The organism is Paraburkholderia sp. SEWSISQ10-3 4 (assembly GCF_030464785.1).
Lineage (GTDB): Bacteria > Pseudomonadota > Gammaproteobacteria > Burkholderiales > Burkholderiaceae > Paraburkholderia > Paraburkholderia aspalathi.
In genome coordinates this window covers 1-20530 of the sequence record NZ_JALPRI010000010.1, presented here as the reverse complement: position 1 = coordinate 20530, position 20530 = coordinate 1, and the positions used below count along the sequence as shown (strand labels likewise).

19 protein-coding genes are annotated in these 20530 nt (G+C 60.9%); 12 read left to right on the top strand and 7 right to left on the bottom strand.

Going from position 1 to position 20530, the window contains the following annotated elements:
* The first annotated feature begins 74 nt into the window (after positions 1-74).
* A complete protein-coding gene (locus tag M0D68_RS19675; protein WP_093634514.1) occupies positions 75-524 on the top strand; it encodes a lytic transglycosylase domain-containing protein in 450 nt (149 codons plus the stop codon).
* Between the two features lie 157 nt (positions 525-681).
* Positions 682-2004, top strand: a complete 1323-nt coding sequence (locus M0D68_RS19670) for a GTP-binding protein (RefSeq protein WP_211703115.1) — start codon at positions 682-684, stop codon at positions 2002-2004.
* 121 nt (positions 2005-2125) lie between these two features.
* Here the strand turns inward: M0D68_RS19670 and M0D68_RS19665 are convergent, their stop codons facing one another.
* A complete protein-coding gene (locus tag M0D68_RS19665) occupies positions 2126-2404 on the bottom strand; it encodes an HU family DNA-binding protein (RefSeq protein ID WP_006050811.1) in 279 nt (92 codons plus the stop codon).
* Between the two features lie 414 nt (positions 2405-2818).
* On the opposite strand from M0D68_RS19665, the gene mnmC reads away from it, so the two are divergent.
* The 7 genes from mnmC (at position 2819) to M0D68_RS19630 (ending at position 12036) form a co-directional block, all read left to right on the top strand.
* Complete coding sequence (mnmC, locus tag M0D68_RS19660; RefSeq protein ID WP_266225057.1) at positions 2819-4786, top strand: bifunctional tRNA (5-methylaminomethyl-2-thiouridine)(34)-methyltransferase MnmD/FAD-dependent 5-carboxymethylaminomethyl-2-thiouridine(34) oxidoreductase MnmC; 1968 nt, start codon at positions 2819-2821, stop codon at positions 4784-4786.
* A gap of 853 nt (positions 4787-5639) precedes the next feature.
* A complete protein-coding gene (locus M0D68_RS19655) occupies positions 5640-6845 on the top strand; it encodes a cation:proton antiporter (RefSeq protein WP_200565608.1) in 1206 nt (401 codons plus the stop codon).
* Between the two features lie 140 nt (positions 6846-6985).
* The gene (locus M0D68_RS19650) at positions 6986-8101 is read left to right on the top strand and encodes a YbdK family carboxylate-amine ligase (RefSeq protein WP_200651938.1); all 1116 of its coding nucleotides are present in this window, start codon (positions 6986-6988) and stop codon (positions 8099-8101) included.
* A gap of 535 nt (positions 8102-8636) precedes the next feature.
* The gene (locus M0D68_RS19645; RefSeq protein ID WP_054042738.1) at positions 8637-9275 is read left to right on the top strand and encodes a MarR family winged helix-turn-helix transcriptional regulator; all 639 of its coding nucleotides are present in this window, start codon (positions 8637-8639) and stop codon (positions 9273-9275) included.
* A 128-nt stretch (positions 9276-9403) separates the two neighbouring features.
* Positions 9404-10117, top strand: coding sequence for a glutamine amidotransferase (locus M0D68_RS19640; protein ID WP_093634509.1), 714 nt, complete (start codon positions 9404-9406; stop codon positions 10115-10117).
* A 73-nt stretch (positions 10118-10190) separates the two neighbouring features.
* A complete protein-coding gene (locus tag M0D68_RS19635; RefSeq protein WP_211703111.1) occupies positions 10191-11303 on the top strand; it encodes an NADH:flavin oxidoreductase/NADH oxidase in 1113 nt (370 codons plus the stop codon).
* A gap of 220 nt (positions 11304-11523) precedes the next feature.
* Positions 11524-12036 carry an SET domain-containing protein gene (locus M0D68_RS19630; protein ID WP_093634507.1) on the top strand — a complete coding sequence of 171 codons (513 nt, stop codon included), beginning with the start codon at positions 11524-11526 and terminating at the stop codon, positions 12034-12036.
* A gap of 72 nt (positions 12037-12108) precedes the next feature.
* On the opposite strand, the gene M0D68_RS19625 is transcribed toward M0D68_RS19630, so the two are convergent.
* Complete coding sequence (locus tag M0D68_RS19625) at positions 12109-13611, bottom strand: sensor histidine kinase (protein ID WP_093634506.1); 1503 nt, start codon at positions 13609-13611, stop codon at positions 12109-12111.
* Positions 13612-13754: 143 nt separating this feature from the next.
* Positions 13755-14441, bottom strand: a complete 687-nt coding sequence (locus M0D68_RS19620) for a response regulator transcription factor (protein WP_028197606.1) — start codon at positions 14439-14441, stop codon at positions 13755-13757.
* 173 nt (positions 14442-14614) lie between these two features.
* Between M0D68_RS19620 and M0D68_RS19615 the strand changes: the two genes are divergently transcribed.
* The gene (locus M0D68_RS19615) at positions 14615-14839 is read left to right on the top strand and encodes a DUF3717 domain-containing protein (protein WP_200619598.1); all 225 of its coding nucleotides are present in this window, start codon (positions 14615-14617) and stop codon (positions 14837-14839) included.
* A gap of 94 nt (positions 14840-14933) precedes the next feature.
* Here M0D68_RS19615 and M0D68_RS19610 read toward each other — a convergent pair whose 3' ends face one another.
* Together M0D68_RS19610 and phhA are read right to left on the bottom strand one after the other, a co-directional pair.
* Positions 14934-15278, bottom strand: coding sequence for a 4a-hydroxytetrahydrobiopterin dehydratase (locus M0D68_RS19610; protein WP_266225157.1), 345 nt, complete (start codon positions 15276-15278; stop codon positions 14934-14936).
* 49 nt (positions 15279-15327) lie between these two features.
* Complete coding sequence (phhA, locus tag M0D68_RS19605; RefSeq protein WP_093634504.1) at positions 15328-16218, bottom strand: phenylalanine 4-monooxygenase; 891 nt, start codon at positions 16216-16218, stop codon at positions 15328-15330.
* A gap of 148 nt (positions 16219-16366) precedes the next feature.
* Between phhA and M0D68_RS19600 the strand changes: the two genes are divergently transcribed.
* The gene (locus tag M0D68_RS19600; RefSeq protein ID WP_054042727.1) at positions 16367-16858 is read left to right on the top strand and encodes an Lrp/AsnC family transcriptional regulator; all 492 of its coding nucleotides are present in this window, start codon (positions 16367-16369) and stop codon (positions 16856-16858) included.
* Between the two features lie 91 nt (positions 16859-16949).
* Here the strand turns inward: M0D68_RS19600 and M0D68_RS19595 are convergent, their stop codons facing one another.
* Together M0D68_RS19595 and M0D68_RS19590 are read right to left on the bottom strand one after the other, a co-directional pair.
* On the bottom strand, positions 16950-17486 hold the full coding sequence (locus M0D68_RS19595; protein WP_097390774.1) for a class IV adenylate cyclase: 537 nt from the start codon (positions 17484-17486) through the stop codon (positions 16950-16952).
* Positions 17487-17860: 374 nt separating this feature from the next.
* Entirely contained in the window at positions 17861-18760 is a 900-nt protein-coding gene (locus M0D68_RS19590; protein ID WP_266225052.1) for a LysR family transcriptional regulator, read from the bottom strand.
* 133 nt (positions 18761-18893) lie between these two features.
* On the opposite strand from M0D68_RS19590, the gene M0D68_RS19585 reads away from it, so the two are divergent.
* Entirely contained in the window at positions 18894-20432 is a 1539-nt protein-coding gene (locus M0D68_RS19585) for a CoA-acylating methylmalonate-semialdehyde dehydrogenase (protein ID WP_266225051.1), read from the top strand.
* Positions 20433-20530 lie beyond the last annotated feature (98 nt).

The following is a 20530-nucleotide window of genomic DNA, read 5'->3' as shown; positions in this document are numbered from 1 at the left end:
CCAGAGACTGAAGTATGGCCGATGCTTTGCCTTACCAAACCTTACTCTTGCGATTTGATTAGTCGTCTTGACTGATGAAACGAACCTTTGTCACCGTCGCCGCAGGACTTGCCGTGCTGATCGCAGCAGGGCAGGCACGCGCCGATTGCTTTGACGAAGCGGCGAAGTATCAGAAGGTCAACCCCTTGATTCTGCGCGCAATTGCGTGGCAGGAGTCACACAATCGGCCGGACGCGCAGCATAAGAACGCCAACGGCTCGACCGACTACGGCGTGATGCAGATCAACTCGATCCATCTGCCCGTTCTCGCGCAGTACGGCATCTCGCAGGGCACGCTGATGGAGCCTTGCAAGAACGTCTACATCGCGGCGTGGCATCTGCGCCGCCAGATGAACAAGTACGGCAATACCTGGCAGGCGGTCGGCGCGTATCACTCCGAGACGCCGGCACTGCGTGACAAGTATGCGATGCAGATCGCTGCAATCCTGCGCAAGTGGAATCTGATGCCGGCTGCTGCACGCTGACTCACGCACGTCCCGATCCGGCCCGTCACGCGGCCGCTCCCCGTTTGATGCACAATGCGGCTTCGTGCTGCCGTCGGTGTTCGGCCGTCTTCCGGCCCCGGAGTCATGCGACCCCAACCCGGCACGCCTTTCAATCCTCTTGTTTTCCCGTACTGCGATGAACCAGCCGCTATTGCCCGTCACCGTGCTCTCCGGTTTTCTGGGCGCCGGCAAGACCACGCTCCTGAACCACATCCTCGCGAATCGCGCCGGTTTGCGCGTCGCCGTGATCGTCAACGATCTGGCCGCCGTCAATATCGATGCAACGCTCGTGCGCGACGCCGCCGCGCTCTCGCATGTCGAAGAGCAGCTCGTCGAACTGTCGAACGGCTGCATCTGCTGCACGTTGCGTGATGACTTGCTGGTCGAGATCAAGCGGCTTGCGGGTGAAAAGCGCTTCGATGCGATCCTGATCGAATCGACCGGTGTAGCCGAGCCGATGCCGATCGCCGAAACCTTCACCTTCGTCGACGACGACGGCGCATCGCTGTCCGACGTCGCGCAGCTCGATACGATGGTGACGGTGGTCGATGCATTCAACTTCCTGCGCGACTACGGTTCGGCCGACGCGCTTTCCGAGCGGGGCATCGCCGCAACCGAAGAGGACGATCGGACGCTGGTCGAATTGCTGATCGAGCAGATTGAATTCTGCGACGTGCTGGTGGTGAACAAGGCCGATCTGGTGAGCGCGGATGAGCTCACGCGTTTGCAGCGTATCCTCGCCCGCATCAATCCGCGTGCCGTGCAGGTGGTGAGCCGTTTCGGCGAAGTGCCGCTGGCCGAAGTGCTGAACACTGGGCGCTTCGATTTCGATGAGGCATCGAGCGCACCGGGCTGGCTGGCGTCGCTTAACGACGAGCATGGGCACGACCACGAACACGGCCATGCCCATCACGGTGAAGCGGACGAATTCGGCATCGGCAATTTCATTTACCGCGCGCGGCGGCCGTTTCACCCGGAACGCCTGTGGGCGCTGCTGCATCAGGAATGGAAGGGCGTCTTGCGCAGCAAGGGCTTCTTCTGGCTCGCAACGCGTAATGACATTGCCGGTTCGCTGTCGCAAGCGGGCGGCGCTTGCCGGCATGGTCCGGCGGGAATGTGGTGGGCCGCGCAGGATCGCAGCGAATGGCCGGACGGCGATGACGAACTGGCGGCCGAAATTGCCGCCGACTGGTACGGCGATCCGGACGATCTGAGCATCGGAGATCGCCGCCAGGAACTGGTGATGATCGGCGTCGGCATCGACCCGGCGGTCTGGCAAGCGAAGTTCGACGCGTGCCTGCTGACCGATGAGGAATACGCGGCGGGACCAGAAGCGTGGCAACAATTCGCCGATCCGTTCCCGGCATGGGACTTCGACGAAGACGACCATGATCATGACCACGATCACCACGACCACGACGGTCATGGCCACGGCGAAATCGTGCATCGCCACGATTGAGTTCGAGCGGCCTTTCCGCCTGATGCGGACTGTTAGCCGTGACGCCCGTCGCGGCTAAACAGAAATCGCAGACGAAAAAAACCCGCCGTTGGCGGGTGTCAACTGCCAGGCAGTAATCTGCTTAGCGCTTGTTGACTGCGTCCTTGAACGCCTTACCAGCCGTGAACTTCACGGTCTTGGCGGCCGGGATCTTGATAGTTTCGCCGGTCTTGGGGTTACGACCCGTACGTGCTGCGCGCTTGCCCGAACCGAAGCTGCCAAAGCCGATCAACTGGACCGCGTCACCCTTCGACACAGACTTCTTGATCACTTCAAGCAACGTGTCCAGCGTCTCACCGGTTTGAGCCTTGCTGGCGCCGGTTTGTCCTGCGACGGCGTCGATCAGTTCCTGTTTGTTCATTAAGGTTCCTTTCTGAGTTTAGGTTGACACGAACAGCGCGAACGCGCCGATTATACGTGCGCGGGCCGCGCCGTCGAGCAGCTGCGGCTCCGGATCCCCTCCGGACAATTAGCGCCGGGCAGTGACTGCCCGTCGGCCGTGCTGCCGCTCCCTTCGCGGCGCTTGCTATGATAGCGCAGCGCAAACCCAATCAGGATAAGGGTTTCGAAGATTTAAGCGGTTCTGGGGCAGATATCGAGGGGAAACCCTTCCTTTTCCTCCTCGCAGAGCCCAATTGAAGGCTGAAACCCAGCATGGACGGGGCTTAGCGTTGGTTTTTGCCAACGTTGCAGCACGTCTTTTTCGCCGCCCGGCAAGTTGCGCGCGCTGGCGGTAACGTCTGACCCGCTCTTTCGAGCGTCATTTCTGCCGCGCATGACCGATCCGCTGATCCCCGCCGTCCTCGCTTTTCGCGACAACGGCACGCCTTTTTCGCCGTTCTACGACGACATCTATCACAGCGCTGTCGGCGGTCTCGAGCAGGCTGAATACGTCTTCCTCCGCGGCAATGGACTGCCGCAACGATGGCAGGGCCGCCGCGTCTTCACCGTGCTCGAAACCGGCTTCGGCATGGGGATCAACTTCCTGATGACCTGGGCCGCCTGGCGTGCCGATCCGGCGCGCTGCGAGCGCTTGCACTTCGTCTCGACTGAGAAGCATCCGTTTACTCAAACCGATTTGCGCAGCGTCTATGCGAAGACGATTTCAGATCCGGAGATCGCCGCGCTGGCGGAAACGCTGGCCGCCGAATGGCCGATGCTTGTCCCCGGCACGCACCGGCTCGAATTCGAGGGCGGGCGAATCACGTTGACGCTGGTGTTCGCCGACGCCGCGCAAAGCCTACCAGCATTGAGGTTGCGCGCCGATGCGTTCTATCTCGACGGCTTCGCGCCGGCGAGAAACCCGGAAATGTGGACGCCCGCAATCTTCAAGGCGCTCGCCCGGATGGCTGGTGAGAACGCCACGTTCGCAACCTACAGCAGTGCCGGCGACATCAAACGCGCGCTGACCCAAAACGGCTTTGTGTACCAAAAAGTCGACGGCTTCGGCTGGAAGCGCGCGATGCTGGTCGGCCATTTCACGCCACGCTGGCGCGTGCGTCGTTATGAGCCGCCCGCGCCGCTTGAAGTCGATGAACGGCATGCGATCGTGATAGGCACCGGGCTCGCGGGTTGCGCGGCGATCGAGCGTCTGGCCGCACGCGGCTGGCGCGTCACGTCGCTGGAACGGCACGCGTCGGTGGCTCAGGACGCCTCGGGCAATCCGGCCGGCGTGTTCCATCCTATGATCTCGCGCGACGACAGCGTCGCGTCACGCGTCACGCGGGCGGGCTTTCTGTACACGCTCAGACGCTGGGCCGCGCTCGAACGGCTTGGTTTCCGTCCATTGCGCGGCGCGCCAGGGCTGTTGCAGATCGCCGCGGACGATGAAGAAGCACGCTCGATGAGCGAGGCAATCGCCGCGTTCGGTTACCCGGCGGAATATGTGACGCCGGTTTCGCTGAGCCAAGCACAAAGGCTTGCCGGCATGCCACTCGCGCAAAGCGGCTGGCTCTTTCCCCAAGGCGGCTGGATCGACCCGGCGTCGCTTTGCGCCGCGCAGTGCGCAGCTGCTGGCGGGCTGCTCGAACGCCGCTTTGGAGTAGACGTAGCGCGTCTCGAGCGATCAGGCAATCAATGGATCGTCTTCGACACAGCGGGGCAAGCCATCGCGCATGCGCCCGTGGTCATCGTCGCGAGCGCGCACGACGCCGCGCGGCTCGCCGGTTTGCAGTACGCATCGACCCGCAGCATCCGCGGCCAGTTGACTTTGCTGCCGCCGGGCACGGTGCCAACACTCGAAATGCCGGTTATAGGCGAAGGCTACGCCGTCCCACTCGCCGACGGCGTTACGCTGACCGGCGCTACCTACGAGCTCGACGACCCCGATACCGCGTTGCGACCGGACGGTCATCGGGAAAACATCGAGCGTGTCGCGCAGATGCTGCCGACCTTTCACGGCATCGTCGACCCGGCACAAGCGGCTGCGCTCGACGGGCGCGTCGCGTTTCGCTGCGTCACGAGTGACCGGATACCGATGATCGGCAACTTCGCCGATGAAACCGCCTCGGCACGCGACGCCCAACGCCTACGTGGCGCATGGCCGCTCGATCTGCCGCGCGTCGACGGTTTGTACGGCGCCTTCGCCTACGGTTCCCGCGGCCTGGTATGGGCGGCACTTGGAGCGGAGCTGATCGCCTCGCAGATCGAAGGTGAGCCGTGGCCGCTCGAACGGGATTTGGCAGAAGACATCGATCCAGCCCGCTTCCTCTTGCGTGCGTTGCGCCAGGGAACGGTGAGTTAACCCGTAGTTAACCGTGCACACCGAACATCAGCGTGAAGAAAAGTTATCCACCGAAACTTGTGGATAACCGCGCCGTTTACCGGCGCAACTCATGTGGAACCGTTGTGGACGTAAACGGGGTAACTCTGCCACGTCCGAAAATCGCGAAAAGTTACCCTTGTATACCCGCCGCTGCCGCACACGCTGTGCATCCTGTTATGCGAGTGGCAAGCCGATGAATCAATTCGGTAAACCGGGGTTATCCACAGAAAACGAGTCACCTTGTTAACTGTTACTACGTATACATACGGTAAACCTGTAAACAGAAAGGCCGTGCCGGGATCGAGCGCAATCGTTGAGCCCGAAGCGTCGAAAGTTGGAGGAAAACGCCTCCGGCCGTGTCCCAGGAAACACATCTGCAACGTCAGATCTGTACGCTATGGGAGCCCGACCCGTTTTTAAAACGGTCGCTTTTTCCTCATCCGGCGAAGATAACGTACGTTTTTACCGTTTTGCCTGCATGTTCTTGTCTTTTCGGTCAAGTCTGAAAAAGCTATGGCACAATCGCCGTTCTTTTCCGCGTCGTGCCTCGCCGCTGGCCGCACACGCTGCAATGGAACGGTGCCGCGCAATCAGAATCTGATTCAAAGTCGACGGCGTTCTTTCACCGTGCCGGGCCGGTAGCTACGGCCGCCCCCAGAATGCGCTGCGCCCCTTGCGGCAGCGGCACATTCAGATCATCCGATCGTTGAAAACTCGCAACGCGGGTCACGCGAAGCGATCGCGACAGTGAGCGCCTCATGCGTTCATCCGCTCGCCGGTGTTTGCGCCGGTTCGTGTTGTCTGCCGTTGCTGCCAAGGAGAACCCATCACGATGAAGTCGGCGTTTTCATTTTTCCCAGCCTGGCCACTCACACCCGACGCCATTTTTTGGGCTGGTCTTGCATTGCTCGCCGCGGGTCTGTGCGGTGAACTGTGCTATCGCGCATGGCGTTTGCCGCGCATTTCCGGATATGCGGTCATTGGTCTGGTAGCCGGCGCAGCCGGTTTCGGCGTGATCGACGCCGATTCCGCGAGCGCCGCGCGGCCATTGCTCGACGTAGCGCTCGGTTTGTTGTTATTCGAACTGGGTAGCCGGCTCGATCTGCGCTGGATTCGTCGCAATCCCTGGCTGATTCTGTCGAGCATCGCGGAAGCCACGCTGACGTTCGCGCTGGTTTTACCGGTTTTGTTATTCCTGAAGGTGCCGCTGATCGTAGCGACGGTGCTTGCCGCAATTGCCATGGCGACTTCGCCGGCTATGGTGATCCAGCTCAAAACGGAGCTACGCGCGGAAGGTCAGGTGACCCAACGTCTGTTGACCCTTACCGCATTGAACAGCATGTATGCGGTGGTGGTCGAAAAGCTTGTCTCGAGCTGGTTGCATCAGGAGGTTTACGGCAACGTCTACGCCACGATTCTGCAGCCGCTGTATCTGCTGGTCGGCTCGCTCGTGCTGGCCTATCTGCTGGCGCGCACCTGCACGTTTTTTTATCGTCGTCTGAACATGCAGGACGAGCATTCGTTCGTCGCGCTGTTCGGCCTCGTGCTGCTCGCCATTGCGGTGGCGCATGTGTTCAAGCTTTCCACCATTCTCGCGTTGCTGGCCGCGGGCATCATCGTGAAGAATCTTGAAGCTCGCCCGCAGTTGTGGCCGGAACATTTCGGCACGGCCGGCTGGTTATTGACGGTGATTCTGTTCGTGCTGACGCTGACGTCGTTCGAATGGAAAGACATCGCGCTTGGCGGTGTCGCGGCGCTGGGTCTGATTGTTGCGCGTCTGGTTGCGAAACTGGTGGGTGTGATGGCCTTCGCCAAGCCGAGTGGCTTGAACTGGAAGCAGGGCATGGCGCTCGGTTTGTCGTTATCGCCCATGTCGGCGCTCGCGTACCTGCTCGTCGACGATACCTACAACCTCTATCCGAATTTCGATCCGCAACTGCGCGCGATCGTGATGTGTTCGATTTTCGTGCTGCAGATTCTCGGGCCGTGGCTCGTGTATCGCAGCTTGGCGCTGGTGGCTGAACGGCGCGAAGAGTAAGCGCACGGCAAGGGCACGCCGCTGTCCAATGCTTCATGCGCCTGATTTGCGCGCTTTATCCAACTTATTCGATTCAAAAACGGCCGGATGTGTGACACAGACATGTGACACACATCGGCCGACCTGACTCAGGGGACGCTATGTCACTCGAACCCTTCATCGATTCGAAACCGTTCACTTTCGGTGTCGAACTCGAGATGCAGATCGTCAATACGCACGACTATGATCTGACCAAAGCCGGCTCGGATCTGATGCGCCTCATCAAGGACGAAAAGATTCCCGGCAACATCACGCCGGAAATCACCGAAAGCATGATCGAGCTGTCGACCGGTATCTGCACGACGCATGAACAGGCTGTCACCGATTTGCGCACAATCCGTGACACGCTGGTATCGGCGGCCGACCGTCTGAACGTCGGCTTGTGCGGCGGCGGCACGCACGCATTCCAGCAATGGAGTGAAAGGCAAATCGTCGATACGCCACGCTTTCAGTATCTTTCCGAGTTGTACGGCTATCTTGCCAAGCAGTTCACGGTGTTCGGCCAGCACGTGCACATCGGCTGTCCGGATCCGAACAGCGCGCTGTATCTGCTACATTCGATGTCGCGCTTCATCCCACATTTCATTGCGTTGTCCGCTTCGTCACCGTTCGTGCAAGGTGTGGACACCGGTTTTCATTCGGCACGACTGAATTCCGTGTTCGCGTTCCCGCTCTCGGGCCGCGCGCCGTTCGTGTTGACGTGGGACAGTTTCGAGGAATATTTCTCGAAGATGGTCCACACCGGCGTGGTCAACAGCATGAAGGATTTTTACTGGGACATCCGGCCGAAGCCCGGTTTCGGCACGATCGAAGTACGCGTGATGGATACGCCGTTCTCAGTGGATCGCGCCGCGGCGATTGCCTGCTACATCCAGACGCTTGCCCGCCATCTGCTGCTCGACAAGCCGATCGTGCCGAAGGAAGACGATTATCTCGTCTACACGTTCAACCGCTTCGAAGCATGCCGCTTCGGTCTGGCCGGCAACTGCATCAACCCGCAAACAAGCGAACGCAAGACGATTTCCGAAGATATCCTCGAAACGCTGGATCTGATTGCACCGCACGCCGAAGCATTGGGTTCGGGCAACGCGCTCGCCGAAATCGGTGCGATTGCGCGCGGCCAGGTCAACGATGCGACGTGGCTGCGGGGCGTCTTCGATCAGGAAAAGTCCTTGCATGAAGCTGTCCGACAGCAGTGTCTGCAGTGGCGAGCCTAGCTAGATAGAGGATTGCTTACGTTAAACCGTAAGGAAGACCCGCCTCGTGCGGGTTTTTTTTCGTAAATAAATTTCCAGCTCGGGGGCCTTCAGGTTTTTCTAAAGTTTACGTATACAAACATAGTAGTAGTTAACAAGCATTGCATCTGCCTGTGGACAACTGAATAATTCCCTGAAAAGTCAAAGTGCTACGTAAACCATAACCAAGCTGATCCGGGGCGCATCGAGGGCGGTAAACGAGGACAACTTTAGTAAGGAAAGAGGGGGCAAGTTACTTATCAAGAATCGGCACACACGCCATCCCCTGTGTTTTCCCATGGTTATCCACAGCTTGCGTTGGATAACTTAGCTGTACGATTGGCCGGTCTCGCATAGAATGTCGTTTCATCTGCCTTTGGCTTGCAAGGCGGTAAATTTTTGAGATAGTAGAAACCGTCTCGTCTGCTTTACGGCGAGGCTACCCCACACAGGCTACGGGCGTGTTCGGCAGCGGTTTGCCGACATCGCTCGCAAGCTAATAAACCAAACGAAGATTATGAGCGAAGGCGTATACGGAGAACAGGCAACCGGGCGAGTGACCCACAGCCTATTGCGATTGAGCACGGCCATGCGGAGCCAGGCTTGGGAATGGGCGGAAGGCGCAGGCCTTACGCCGACCCAGGGCGAAATTCTGGTCTTGCTGATGCAACGCAAGGGCCCGATGCGTCTTGGTGAAATTGCCCGCGAAACGGCCCTGACCGCCGCGACTACCAGCGATGCCGTGAGTACGCTCGAGACCAAAGGCCTGGTCGAAAAGCGCCGCGCCCTCGACGACGGCCGCGCCCTCGCGGTCCGTCTGACGGCGCGTGGCCGCACCGCCGCGAAGCGTGCTGCGCAATGGCCGGACTTCCTGGCCAAAGCGGTCGGCACGCTGCGCGACGAAGAGCAGACGCTCTTCTATCGCACGCTGCTCAAGACCATCCATCAGCTGGAAGCGCAAGGCACGATTCCGCCGCACCGCATGTGCCTGAGCTGCTCGCACTTCGAGCCGAGCAAGAATCCGAAGAAGACGCCGCACCACTGCGCGCTGCTCGACATGAAGATGTCGGACACGGATCTGCGTCTCGATTGCTCGGTGTACGAAGTGGCCGACGTCGCTACCCAAAAGAAGACCTGGAAGATCTTCGCCCAATAAGGCGGCTTCTCCTGGGACAATCCGCTACACTGCGAAGCCGTGTGCCGGCGGGCGGTGAATACCGTCAGCCGGCTGGTTGGCGCCGTGTAGCGGCAAGTCTTTAGGCAACCTTAAGGTGGGACAGGCTGATGAATCGGGAAGTTCTGGCCATTCGCCACGTGCACTTCGAGGATCTGGGCAGTCTTGAACTGGAGCTCGGCGAGCGGGGGCGCCCGGTGCGCTATCTCGACGTTGGCGTTGCCCGTATCGAAGCGCCGGACCCGTTTGCCGCATCGCTCATGGTCGTGCTCGGCGGCCCGATCAGTGCAACTGACGACGCGCTTTACCCGACGCTTGTCCCGTTGCTGTCCATGATCGAAAAACGCATCGCCGCCGGTTTGCCGACGCTTGGCATCTGCCTCGGCGCGCAATTGATCGCGCGTGCGCTCGGTGCACGCGTCTACCCCGCGGGCCATACCGAACTCGGCTGGACACCGCTTACGCTCACCGATGCGGGCCGTGCGTCGCCGGTGCGTCATCTGGACGGCGCCCACACGTCGATGCTGCACTGGCACGGCGACACCTTCGATCTGCCCGACAACGCCACACGTCTCGCCTCGACGCCCGCCTGCGAAAATCAGGCGTTCGCGTGGGGCGGCCATGTGCTGGGTCTGCAATGTCATCCGGAGATTCGCGCTGACCGGTTCGAACCCTGGTTGATCGGCAATGCCGGTGAAATTGCCGGCCACGGCATCGATGCGCGGCAGTTGCGGGCCGAGACCGCACAGTTCGGTCCGCCGCTGGAAGTCGCCGCACGCCGGATGTTCGGTGAGTGGCTCGATCAGGTCGAGCCGAAACCCTGATCGGCGCGCGCCTGCAGACAATCATCCGCGGTGCTATGCTCGATCGCTCTCGGGTTTCTACTGGGCGTAATCCATGAGCGCGCTTTTTTCCCCGCTCACGCTGCGTAGCGTGACGCTTCCCAATCGTATCGTCGTCTCCCCGATGTGCCAGTATTCCGCCGAACGTGGCGAGGCGACGGCATGGCACATGATCCATCTCGGCAGTCTCGCGTTATCGGGCGCCGGCATGTTGTGCATCGAGGCGACCTCCGTCGAACCGGATGGCCGCATCACGCCCGGCGATCTCGGACTGTGGGACGACGCTACCGAAGCCGCGCTGAAGCCGGTCCTGGCCGCGATCCGCAAGCATTCGCCGATTCGCGTCACCATGCAGTTGTCGCACGCAGGGCGCAAGGCGTCGAGCCATGTGCCCTGGGAAGGCGGCCAACTGATTCCGGTGTCGCAAGGCGGCTGGCTGCCGCATGCACCGTCGGCATTGCCGCACAAGGCGGGTGAAGAGCCACCGCTCTCCCTCGACACGCCCGCACTGAACCGGATCCGCGAAGCCTTCGCGGCCTCCGCGCGTCGCGCCGCGCGCCTCGGCATCGATGCTCTCGAAGTGCACGCGGCACATGGCTATCTGCTGCACCAGTTCCTGTCGCCGCTCGCCAATCAACGCAGCGACGATTACGGCGGTTCGCTCGAAAACCGGATGCGCTTTCCGCTCGAAATTTTCGACATCGTGCGCGCCGCGTTTCCCGCGGACAAACCGGTTGGCGTGCGCGTCTCGGCGACCGACTGGGTCGAAGGCGGCTGGACGCTCGAGGACACGATCGCGTTCGCGCAGGAATTGAAAAAGCGCGGCTGCGACTGGATCGACGTGTCGTCCGGCGGTGTTTCGCCTTTGCAGAAGATCCCGCTTGAGCCGGGCTATCAGATTCCTTTCGCGAGGGCCGTTAAACACGCAACGGGCCTGACTACTATCGGCGTGGGCCTGATTACCGATCCGTTGCATGCCGAACAACTCATTGAAGAAGGCGATGCGGATCTGATCGCAATGGCTCGCGCGTTGCTCTACAACCCGCGTTGGCCGTGGCATGCCGCGGCGCAGCTCGGCGCGACGGTCGAAGCGCCGCCGCAGTACTGGCGTTCGCAACCGCGCGAGCAAAAAGCGCTGTTCGGCGATATTTCGTTCGGACAACGGTGAACCAGCCAACGTGCCTTGTGCGCGCACGTCTTATTGACGGTTGAACGAAGCCGTCTTGAGCGTGTAGGATGCCGGATGTGGCGCATGAGCGTCGCAGGTCGACGCGGCGCTCGCAAGGCGCCGCGTTTGCTATCCGCGTCGGAAAAAGCAGCGCGTTAGACGCGGGCATTTCTGACGGCTGCCGGATCTTCACCCCTAGTTCTTCACAAGGATTCATTCAATGAGTTCACGCAGGATCGCCGTGCGCCGTTCGGGTGTGCACGGCAAAGGCGTGTTTGCCACCGAGCCGATTGCGGCCGGCGAACGGCTGATCGAATACAAGGGTGAGCGGATCTCCTGGAAAGAAGCGTTGCGCCGTCATCCGCACAATCCGGACGAACCGAATCACACGTTCTACTTCGCGCTCGACAGTGGCAAGGTGATTGACGGCAAAGTGGACGGCAACAGCGCGCGTTGGATCAACCATTCGTGCGCGCCGAACTGCGAAGCCGAAGAGATCGACGGTCACGTGTACGTGCACGCGCTGCGCGACATCGCCGAGGGTGAGGAAGTCTTTTACGACTACGGCCTCGTCATCGACGCGCGCCAGACCAAGAAGCTCAAGAAGGAATATGAATGCCGCTGCGGCGCGCGCAAGTGCCGCGGCACGATGCTGGCGCCGGCGGAGAAAGAGAAATCCGACAAGACGGTGAAGAAGGTGAAGACGTCCGCGAAAAAAGCGAAGAAGAAATGAAACGCGGGCTGTCTGAGTTGAACGTAAGTGAACTCAAGGCAGCCCGTGGCAGTACATCAACCGACTACAAAGTCAGATATCGATCGGCGCCGAGTGCGCCGATTTTTTTGCCGGACGCCGCACCTCGGGTTCGACTTCTTGCTGCACGCTGATCGGTATCAGCGGAATGCGCACAATAAAGCGCGCACCGCCTTCCGGCGCATCTTCGTAATGCACGCTGCCGTGATGCAGCACCATGATGTCGTGAACGATCGCGAGACCGAGGCCGGCGCCGCTGTCCACACCGGCGTCGCTCTGACCGTCGCCGCGGAAGAATCGTTTGAACAGATCGGCTTGCTGTGTGAGCGGCACGCCCGGCCCGTTGTCTTCGACGACGATCTCGGCCATGCGCAGATTGTCGATCGCGGTTTGCGACACCGTTACGGTGATGCGGCCGCCATCAAAACGCGAAGGCGGCACGTACTTGAGCGCGTTATCCAGCAGATTGGCGATTACTTCGTGCAGCAGCACGGGATTGCCGCGCGCCATCAGCGGTTGATCGTTGCCCGGATCGTCGAGGCGCTGGAAGCCGAGGTCGACGTGGAAAGTTAACGCACGAGGCACCCATTCCGCACCCGTATCGAAAGCGAGCGCGGCCATATCCACGGTGACAAAACGTGCCGCCTGTTCACCCGGCTCCGCGCGCGCCAGCGAAAGCAGCTGGTTAGACAGCCGCACGGCGCGGTCGGCCGCCGCGCGCAGTTCACGGACCGCGGCGAGCGTTTGCTGCGGGTCACGCGCCACCGCCGCCTGTTCCGCGTGCAGCTTGACGGCAGTGAGCGGCGTGCGCAACTGATGCGCGGCGTCGGCGATGAATTTGCGCTGGCCGTCGAGGGCAGTTTTCAGACGATCGAGCAGCGCGTTCAACGCGCCCGTGAGCGGCCGGATTTCAACCGGAACATAGGTCTCGTCCACCGGTTCGAGCGACGTGTGCGTCTGCCGGTTGAGCGAATCAGCGAGATCGGTGAGTGGATTGAGCTGCTGATTGACGACCCGCCACACGATCACCCAGCCCGCCAGCAGCAGCAACAGCAGCGGCATCATGATCGCGACGAGAAACTCAGCGGCGATCTGAAACCGGTGATGTACCGGCTGACCCACTTCGACGACGATTGGATTGCCGGTGGGCTGATCGACGCGCACCTGGGCCACGCGCACCGTCACGCCTTGGTGCTGCGTTTCGAAAACGTACGCGTAATGCATGCGCCGCACGCTGGTGCCTTGCAGCGGGAGATTATGGTCGCCGGCAATTTCGGTTTCGCCGTTGCTGATCCGATAGACGAGTTGTTCGACCGGATCGGAGAACATGGCCTGCGCGAGCGGCGGCACCGTCACCTTGGCGTCGGGGCCGGCAATCTGGATCTGTTTGGAGATCGCGGTGGCGAGATCGGCGAGCGAGCGGTCGACCACATGCTGCGTGTACTGCCACGCCAGCCAGTAAGCGATCAGGCCGCTCATCAGGGCGAGCAGCGAAAGGGGAGCAGCGAGGCGCCGCAGCAGCGTGCGGCGCAGACTATTGGCGGCCGGCTGGGGCATGATCGAACGCGCGGGAAAGGAGCAACGGCGTAAAGCACCGTAGCACCGTGAAAATTCGCCGGATGCCGGCGAATTGCGCACCGAGTGCGCGGCGCCGGCCCGGCGCTGTCAGGCCGCAATTCAGATTGCGGCCCTTGCAACGATTATGCGGCCTGACGGATTTCCTGCAACAGGTAACCGAAGCCACGCACCGTGACGATTTCGACACGGCAATTTTCGAGCTTTTTGCGCACCCGGTGCACATAGACTTCGATCGCGGTATCGCCGAGATCGCCGCCGAAGTGCGTCAGATGGTCTTGCAACTGTGCCTTGCTGACCACGCGGCCGTGGCGCAGCAGCAGCATTTCGAGCACCGCGAATTCGCGCGGCGACAGTTCGAGCGGCTTGTCGTCGTTGAAAATGCGGCGATCGACGCCTGACAGACGCACACCGCCCAACGACACTTCCGGACGCGGCATGTCGCCATGCGGGCCGCTGCGGCGCATCACGGCGCGGATGCGCGCTTCGAGTTCGGTGGGTTCGAACGGCTTCAGCATGTAGTCGTCCGCGCCGGAATTCAGGCCTTGCACGCGATCGTTCAACTCGTCGCGCGCGGTGAGGATGATCACCGGCGTGTGACGATTGCTCTGACGAAAGCGCGCGAGCAGCGTCATGCCGTCGATACCGGGCAGGCCCAGATCGAGAATCACCAGTTCATGGCGGTTTTGGGTGAGGGCCTGTTCGGCGAAAATGCCGTCATGGACCATGTCGACGGTGAAGCCGGCTTGTTCGAGACTACTTTGGATGCCGCGTGCGATGGGGCGGTCATCTTCGATCAGAAGGAGTCGCATGGATTTCGCTCAAGTACAATGGTTTTAGGCGTTTGGGCAAGCGGTTCGCCGGGGCGCCTGCTGCACAGGCAGCGTGCCGCGTGGCCGTGCCAAACTGGCACCAGGCAGCCACGAAACAGCTATCGAGCAGCCATGAAGTAGCCATCAAGCAGCCACTGAGCGACCACGAAGTCATGTCCGAGATAACGATCCACGAACTGGAAGCCGCGATCAACTTCTGGCGCGCCCGCTCACCTTCGAGCGGCGACGAACTCGTTCTGTGCAAGGAGGCAAGCGCGCTCTCCAAGCCGTATGCGCTGATGATTGTACAGCGTCAGCAGACGCTATCACCGGATCGTTTAGACGGGTTTGCGAGGCTTGCGTGGGATTCTTACGTGCGCCTTAATAATAGCCTGTAGAACTGAAGGTTTGGGCGCCGGATTGCCTGCAATGCCCTTTCATTACCGTCAAATCGCGCGATGCGGGGTGCATCGAGGCATCTGATCGCTTGTATTACGCAGTAATACTGTCGATAAATCGGGCCAATTTAATGTCTCGCTCGGTCAAGCCGGTGGCTTCGTGCGTCGACAAGGTGATTTCCACCTTGTTGTACACGTTGAACCATTCCGGATGGTGATCCATTTCCTGCGCCTTGATCGCCACGCGCGTCATGAAGCCGAATGCTTCGTTGAAGTCGGCGAACTTGAAGTGGCGCTGGATCGCGTCGCGGCCCGCCACGGCTTGCCAGCCGTGCAGTTCAGCCACTTGCGTGGCGCGTTCTTCGGAAGTCAGTTTGCTAATCATGGTGCTACCTCGTTGATCTGAACAGGCGCGCCGGCAGGCGTGCCTATCCGCTATTTTTTCACGGATGGCATCAGCCTGCTGCCGGCCTGCTCAGGCCGTGTTGTCAGATATCGCCGTCGGCTTGCCAGCCTTCCTGCGAGCCGCGCGTGATCATGCGATCTTGCTCGAGCACGTCGCCTGCCGCGAACGCGGGCTCTGCAGCCAGCTTGGCGAGCAGCGGGGCGAAGTCGGTTTGCGCGACGCCGAACAACTGCGCGAAGTCGTCGATCACGAAGTAGGTTTTCTGGAACGTGTCGATGCGATAGCGCGTGCGCATCACGCGTTCGAGGTCGAAGCCGAGCCGGTTCGGCGCCGCGCTTTGCTGGCTGTAGAGCGTCTCGCCTTTGCTCGAGACGATGCCCGCGCCGTAGATCTTCACGCCGTTCGGACTCGCCGCGTCGCGGATCAGGCCGAACTCAACGGTGTACCAGTAGAGCCGGGCAAGCAGCGGCAGGGCGCCGGCATCATTGGCGGCAAGCGCCGCGCGGCCGTACGCGTGCATGTAGTCCGCGAACACCGGATTGATCAGCAGCGGTACGTGGCCGAACAGATCGTGAAAACAGTCCGGTTCCTGCAGATAATCGAGTTGGTCGGGGCGGCGCATCCACCATGTCACCGGAAAACGGCGATTCGCCAGATGCTCGAAGAACACCTGGTCGGGCACCAGTCCGGGCACGGCGACGATTTGCCAGCCCGTGGCGGGCGTTAGCCTGGCGTTGATTTCGTCGAATGAGGGCACGCGGTCGTGCGGCATGCCGATACAGTCGACGCCTGCCAGAAACTCGTCGCACACACGGCCCTTGAGCAACGCAGTCTGGCGTGCATAGAGCTGCTGCCATACGGCGTGGTCGACCGCGCCGTAGCGTTCGGTCGGCTGGTCGATAGTGAAGTCAGCACGGGTTTCGAGGCCGGCGTCGAATTGCTCTTTGAGTTTGGCGGTGTTGGCGGTGGACATGATGCTGCGCGCTCTACGGTGTCTTCGGATTGAAACGGTGATGCAAGTGTAGAGCGGTGGGCGTGCGGAATGGGCGCAATGATGGCGTTATGGTGTGTTGATATGCAATAATCGTGCATCAATTGCTGATTCAATGCGGATATCAATCATGTTAGAACTCGATCATTTCGATCTCGCGCTGCTGGACGTGCTTCAGCGCTTTGGCCGGGCTACCCACCAGCAATTGGCTGAGCAGGTGCCGCTGTCACCGTCGCAGATTGGGCGGCGCTTGCAGCGCCTCGAGCAGGTCGGTGTGGTGGACGGCTATCGCGTCGTGCTGCGTCCGGAGAAACTCGGGCTCGGCGTAACAGCGTTTACGAGTCTGAAGCTGAAGCATCACGGCGACTCGATCATCGAGCAGTTCCAGCAACAGATCGAGGTGCTGCCGGAAGTACTGGAATGCCACGCGGTGGTCGGCGACGCCGATTATCTGCTGCGCATTGTCGCTCCCGATCTGAACTATCTGTCGACGTTCGTGATGAAGAAGTTGATGCGTGTGCCCGGCGTCGACAGCGTGCGCTCCAATATCGTGTTGACCACGTTCAAGCGCAATGGGCCATTGCCGCTTGGCCATCTGTCGCCGGGGGCGGCCGCCGCTTGATGCGGGGGCTCCCCGGTCTTTCTGGTATTTGGGGGTTATGAAGGGCCGCGGCTTCTGGATTGACGTCGCTGCGACCCGCGATGCTTAAGTTTTACGCAGCCTGCTTCGGCTCAGTGTCCGGGCTCAACAAATCCACATAGGCCACCGCCACCAGATCCGATTCCGGTACGCCGAGGGTCTGGAACATCGCGTGTGCTTCGGCGTGGCCGCCTTCTTCGTCGTCGTCCTGAGCTAGCAGCACTTCGAGCTCGACAAAGTCGCCGAGACCGTCGACGCGATCCAGATGGATCCGCGTACGTCCCGTCAGATAAACGTGACGTTCCTTCGTGACGATGCCACGCGTGGTCAGCGCCGTGGCGAGCAGCGCGTGCATCGCCTCAGGGTTGGTCACCGGGCTACGCGTGTAATACGACGCCTTCGGACCGTCGCGGTCGTCGCGCTGGTAGAAGATCAGTTCGGCTGGCGTGCCGTCGTCGAACTGGCGCAGCTTCAGGCGGCCACGCGGCACGTCGTAGAAAAAGTCCTGCTGACGGAAGATCAGCGGCGCATCCGGCGCAAGCTTCGCGGCGCGTTCACGCAGTTGTTCGAAATGCTGGGCGCGGGCTTTGATTTCAATGTTGCGTGCCATGTCAGGCTCCTGTCGAAGGATGGCGTGGTCGGCAGCTTCCGGTGGTGCCGGGGCGAAGCTGCCGGGAAGGACGAAGTCAGACGGAACAGAAACGATGCGGGGCCGGCGCGTGAGCGCGAACCCTCAATCTAACAAAAAGTGCGTGACGGTGTGGTTTCAGATGACGGGGCCAGCAAATGCGGGCTTCGAGATGAACTGGGACTGATCGCCCGCGAGCTTGCTCTGCTTGCATCACCAGCCGAAAGCGATCCGCGAGGACACACGGAGAGATGACAATCGGTCGCATGGTGCGCGGCTGTCATGAGAGCAGCTCATATCGCCCTTGCGACCGTGGTGCCCTCAGGCGTGGGTCCGCGCCGGCCTTGACGCCGTCCTCAAACTGCCCATTGCTGCTCGATCAGCTTCAACGCCGCGGCGATCGCTGGTTCGTCCTTGCGCTCGGCGAGCGTGATGAAGCTGAGTTGGGTCGGCACGGTGACGCCTTCAACAATGGTCAACGCGTGTGCATGTGCTTCGGCAATTGCGGTGGCATCGCGCGCGAGCGTCAGACCGACACCTGATTTGACCAGATCGAGCATCGACGGCTCCTGATCCACTTCCGCCACCTTAATCGGTTTGACGCCGGCCTCACCAAAGCAGCGCGACAACAACCTGTTGTGCGCGGACGCAGGCGGCGTCCAGATCCATGGCAGTGCGGCGAGCGAACGCCAGTCGCGCGCGCCCTTCACGCGATCTTTCCAGCCCGCCGGCGCCAGCACGCGGTACTGGAAGTGCGTGAGCGTGACGGCATGAAAGGCAGCGCCGTCGCGGGCATCGTCATCGGATGGCAGGCCGATGTAGTAACCCACATCCAGTTCACCGGCACGAACCTGTTCGAGCACCCAGCCCGACATCCCGTGGCGCAAGGCCGTTTCGATGCGCGGCCAGGTTTCCACCAGTTGCTTGAGAAAGCCGCCGAGGCGCAGAAACGCCGGATCGAGAATCGTGCCGATCCGCAAACGACCGCGCACTTCGTGGCGCAGCGACGCCGCCGCACGCTGAACGTCGCTCGCGGCGCCTAAGGCGCGTTCGGCGTGGGGCAGGAGGGCCTGACCGTCTCGGGTCAGCGAAAGCCCGTGCGAGGTCCGCGTGAACAGCGTCACGCCGAGCGTCTCCTGCAAATGCTTGATTTGCAGGCTGACGGCGGGTTGGGTCAGGTGAAGCTGCACTGCGGCACGCGTGAGGTTGCCCTCGCGTGCCACGGTGACGAACGCCCGTAGCAGAGTCAGATCCATATCCTGATATTAGCTCGCCTTATAGCGCAGTTGAGCATTACTCATTGGATTTGTCGCCCCGAAGCGCCGTACGCTTGCGTTCATCACGCCGTTCGCGGTGGGCGGAAGACCTTCATAGGAAGAGGACAAGAACATGAGCGAGACATATCAGGACGAGGCTGTCCGGAGCGAGACGAGCGCACGCGCGCTGACCCATTTCATCAACGGCAAGATGGTCGAGGGAACGAGCGGCCGCTTCGGCGAGGTCTTCAATCCCGCGCTTGGCAGCGTGAGCGCACGCGTGCCGCTGGCGAGCGTCGCTGAGGTGGATGCGGCGGTCGCTGCCGCCAGTGCTGCGTTTCCTGCATGGAGCGAAACCGCGCCGATCAAGCGGGCGCGCGTGCTGTTCAAGTTCAAGGAATTGCTCGACCGTCACCATGACGAACTGGCGGAATTGATCACGCGCGAGCACGGCAAGGTGTTTTCCGATGCGAAGGGCGAGGTGATGCGCGGCATCGAGATCGTCGAGTTTGCGTGCGGCATTCCGAATCTGCTGAAGACCGACTTCACCGACCAGATCGGCGGCGGCATCGACAACTGGAATCTGCGTCAGCCGCTGGGCGTGGTTGCCGGCATTACGCCGTTCAATTTTCCGATGATGGTGCCGTGCTGGATGTTCCCGGTGGCGATCGCATGCGGCAACACGTTCGTGCTGAAGCCATCGGAGCGTGATCCGTCGGCATCGAACCGTCTTGCTGAATTGTTCAAGGAAGCCGGGTTGCCGGACGGCGTGTTCAACGTCGTGCATGGCGACAAGGTGGCGGTGGATGCGTTGCTCGTGCATCCCGAGGTGAGCGCGTTGTCGTTTGTCGGTTCGACGCCAATTGCCGAATACATCTATACGGAAGGCACGAAGCACGGCAAGCGCGTGCAGGCTTTGGGCGGGGCGAAGAATCACCTCGTGGTGATGCCGGACGCAGATCTCGATCAGGCGGTCGACGCGTTGATTGGCGCTGCGTATGGTTCCGCCGGCGAGCGGTGCATGGCGATTTCGGTGGCGGTTGCGGTCGGGCATATTGCCGATGAACTGATCGAGCGACTGACACCGCGCGTGAAGAGCCTGAAGATTCTGAACGGCATGGAATCGGAAGCCGAGATGGGGCCGTTGGTGACGGCGGCGCATCGCGAGAAAGTAGCGGGTTATATCGATGCCGGCGTTGCGGCGGGTGCGAAGCTTGTGGTCGATGGGCGTGGCCATCAGGTGGCTGGGCATGAGAAGGGATTCTTTCTCGGCGGCACGTTGTTTGATGATGTCTCGACCGATATGAAGATCTATCGCGAGGAGATTTTCGGTCCGGTGTTGTGTGTTGTGCGGGTGCCGGATTTTGCTTCTGCTGTTGAGCTGATTAACGCTAACGAGTTTGCTAATGGGGTGTCGTTGTTCACCTCTGATGGTGGTGTGGCTCGGGCGTTTTCGCGGCAGATCCAGATTGGGATGGTGGGGATTAATGTGCCGATTCCTGTGCCTATGGCGTGGCATTCTTTTGGTGGGTGGAAGAAGTCCCTCTTCGGGGATCACCATGCTTATGGGGAAGAAGGTGTGCGGTTTTATACACGCTACAAGAGCGTTATGCAGAGGTGGCCCGATAGTATTGGGAAGGGGGCTGAGTTCACTATGCCAGTAGCCAAATAGCCTTTTTTGCCTGCGCGGCGCTTTTTGGCCGTGTTCTTAGGGTTTTGGCCTTTCCTTGAATTGTTAGTGGTCTATTAGCGTTGCCCCTGTGCGGGGCG

Coding starts and splice junctions, on each gene's coding strand:
- M0D68_RS19640 (WP_093634509.1), top strand. CDS start 9,404: ATGAATCGGGAAGTTCTGGCCATTCGCCACGTGCACTTCGAGGATCTG.
- M0D68_RS19670 (WP_211703115.1), top strand. CDS start 682: ATGAACCAGCCGCTATTGCCCGTCACCGTGCTCTCCGGTTTTCTGGGC.
- M0D68_RS19590 (WP_266225052.1), bottom strand. CDS start 18,760: ATGGATCTGACTCTGCTACGGGCGTTCGTCACCGTGGCACGCGAGGGC.
- M0D68_RS19655 (WP_200565608.1), top strand. CDS start 5,640: ATGAAGTCGGCGTTTTCATTTTTCCCAGCCTGGCCACTCACACCCGAC.
- M0D68_RS19615 (WP_200619598.1), top strand. CDS start 14,615: ATGTCCGAGATAACGATCCACGAACTGGAAGCCGCGATCAACTTCTGG.
- M0D68_RS19595 (WP_097390774.1), bottom strand. CDS start 17,486: ATGGCACGCAACATTGAAATCAAAGCCCGCGCCCAGCATTTCGAACAA.
- M0D68_RS19620 (WP_028197606.1), bottom strand. CDS start 14,441: ATGCGACTCCTTCTGATCGAAGATGACCGCCCCATCGCACGCGGCATC.
- M0D68_RS19585 (WP_266225051.1), top strand. CDS start 18,894: ATGAGCGAGACATATCAGGACGAGGCTGTCCGGAGCGAGACGAGCGCA.
- phhA (WP_093634504.1), bottom strand. CDS start 16,218: ATGTCCACCGCCAACACCGCCAAACTCAAAGAGCAATTCGACGCCGGC.
- M0D68_RS19630 (WP_093634507.1), top strand. CDS start 11,524: ATGAGTTCACGCAGGATCGCCGTGCGCCGTTCGGGTGTGCACGGCAAA.
- M0D68_RS19675 (WP_093634514.1), top strand. CDS start 75: ATGAAACGAACCTTTGTCACCGTCGCCGCAGGACTTGCCGTGCTGATC.
- M0D68_RS19650 (WP_200651938.1), top strand. CDS start 6,986: ATGTCACTCGAACCCTTCATCGATTCGAAACCGTTCACTTTCGGTGTC.
- M0D68_RS19625 (WP_093634506.1), bottom strand. CDS start 13,611: ATGCCCCAGCCGGCCGCCAATAGTCTGCGCCGCACGCTGCTGCGGCGC.
- mnmC (WP_266225057.1), top strand. CDS start 2,819: ATGACCGATCCGCTGATCCCCGCCGTCCTCGCTTTTCGCGACAACGGC.
- M0D68_RS19665 (WP_006050811.1), bottom strand. CDS start 2,404: ATGAACAAACAGGAACTGATCGACGCCGTCGCAGGACAAACCGGCGCC.
- M0D68_RS19645 (WP_054042738.1), top strand. CDS start 8,637: ATGAGCGAAGGCGTATACGGAGAACAGGCAACCGGGCGAGTGACCCAC.
- M0D68_RS19600 (WP_054042727.1), top strand. CDS start 16,367: ATGTTAGAACTCGATCATTTCGATCTCGCGCTGCTGGACGTGCTTCAG.
- M0D68_RS19635 (WP_211703111.1), top strand. CDS start 10,191: ATGAGCGCGCTTTTTTCCCCGCTCACGCTGCGTAGCGTGACGCTTCCC.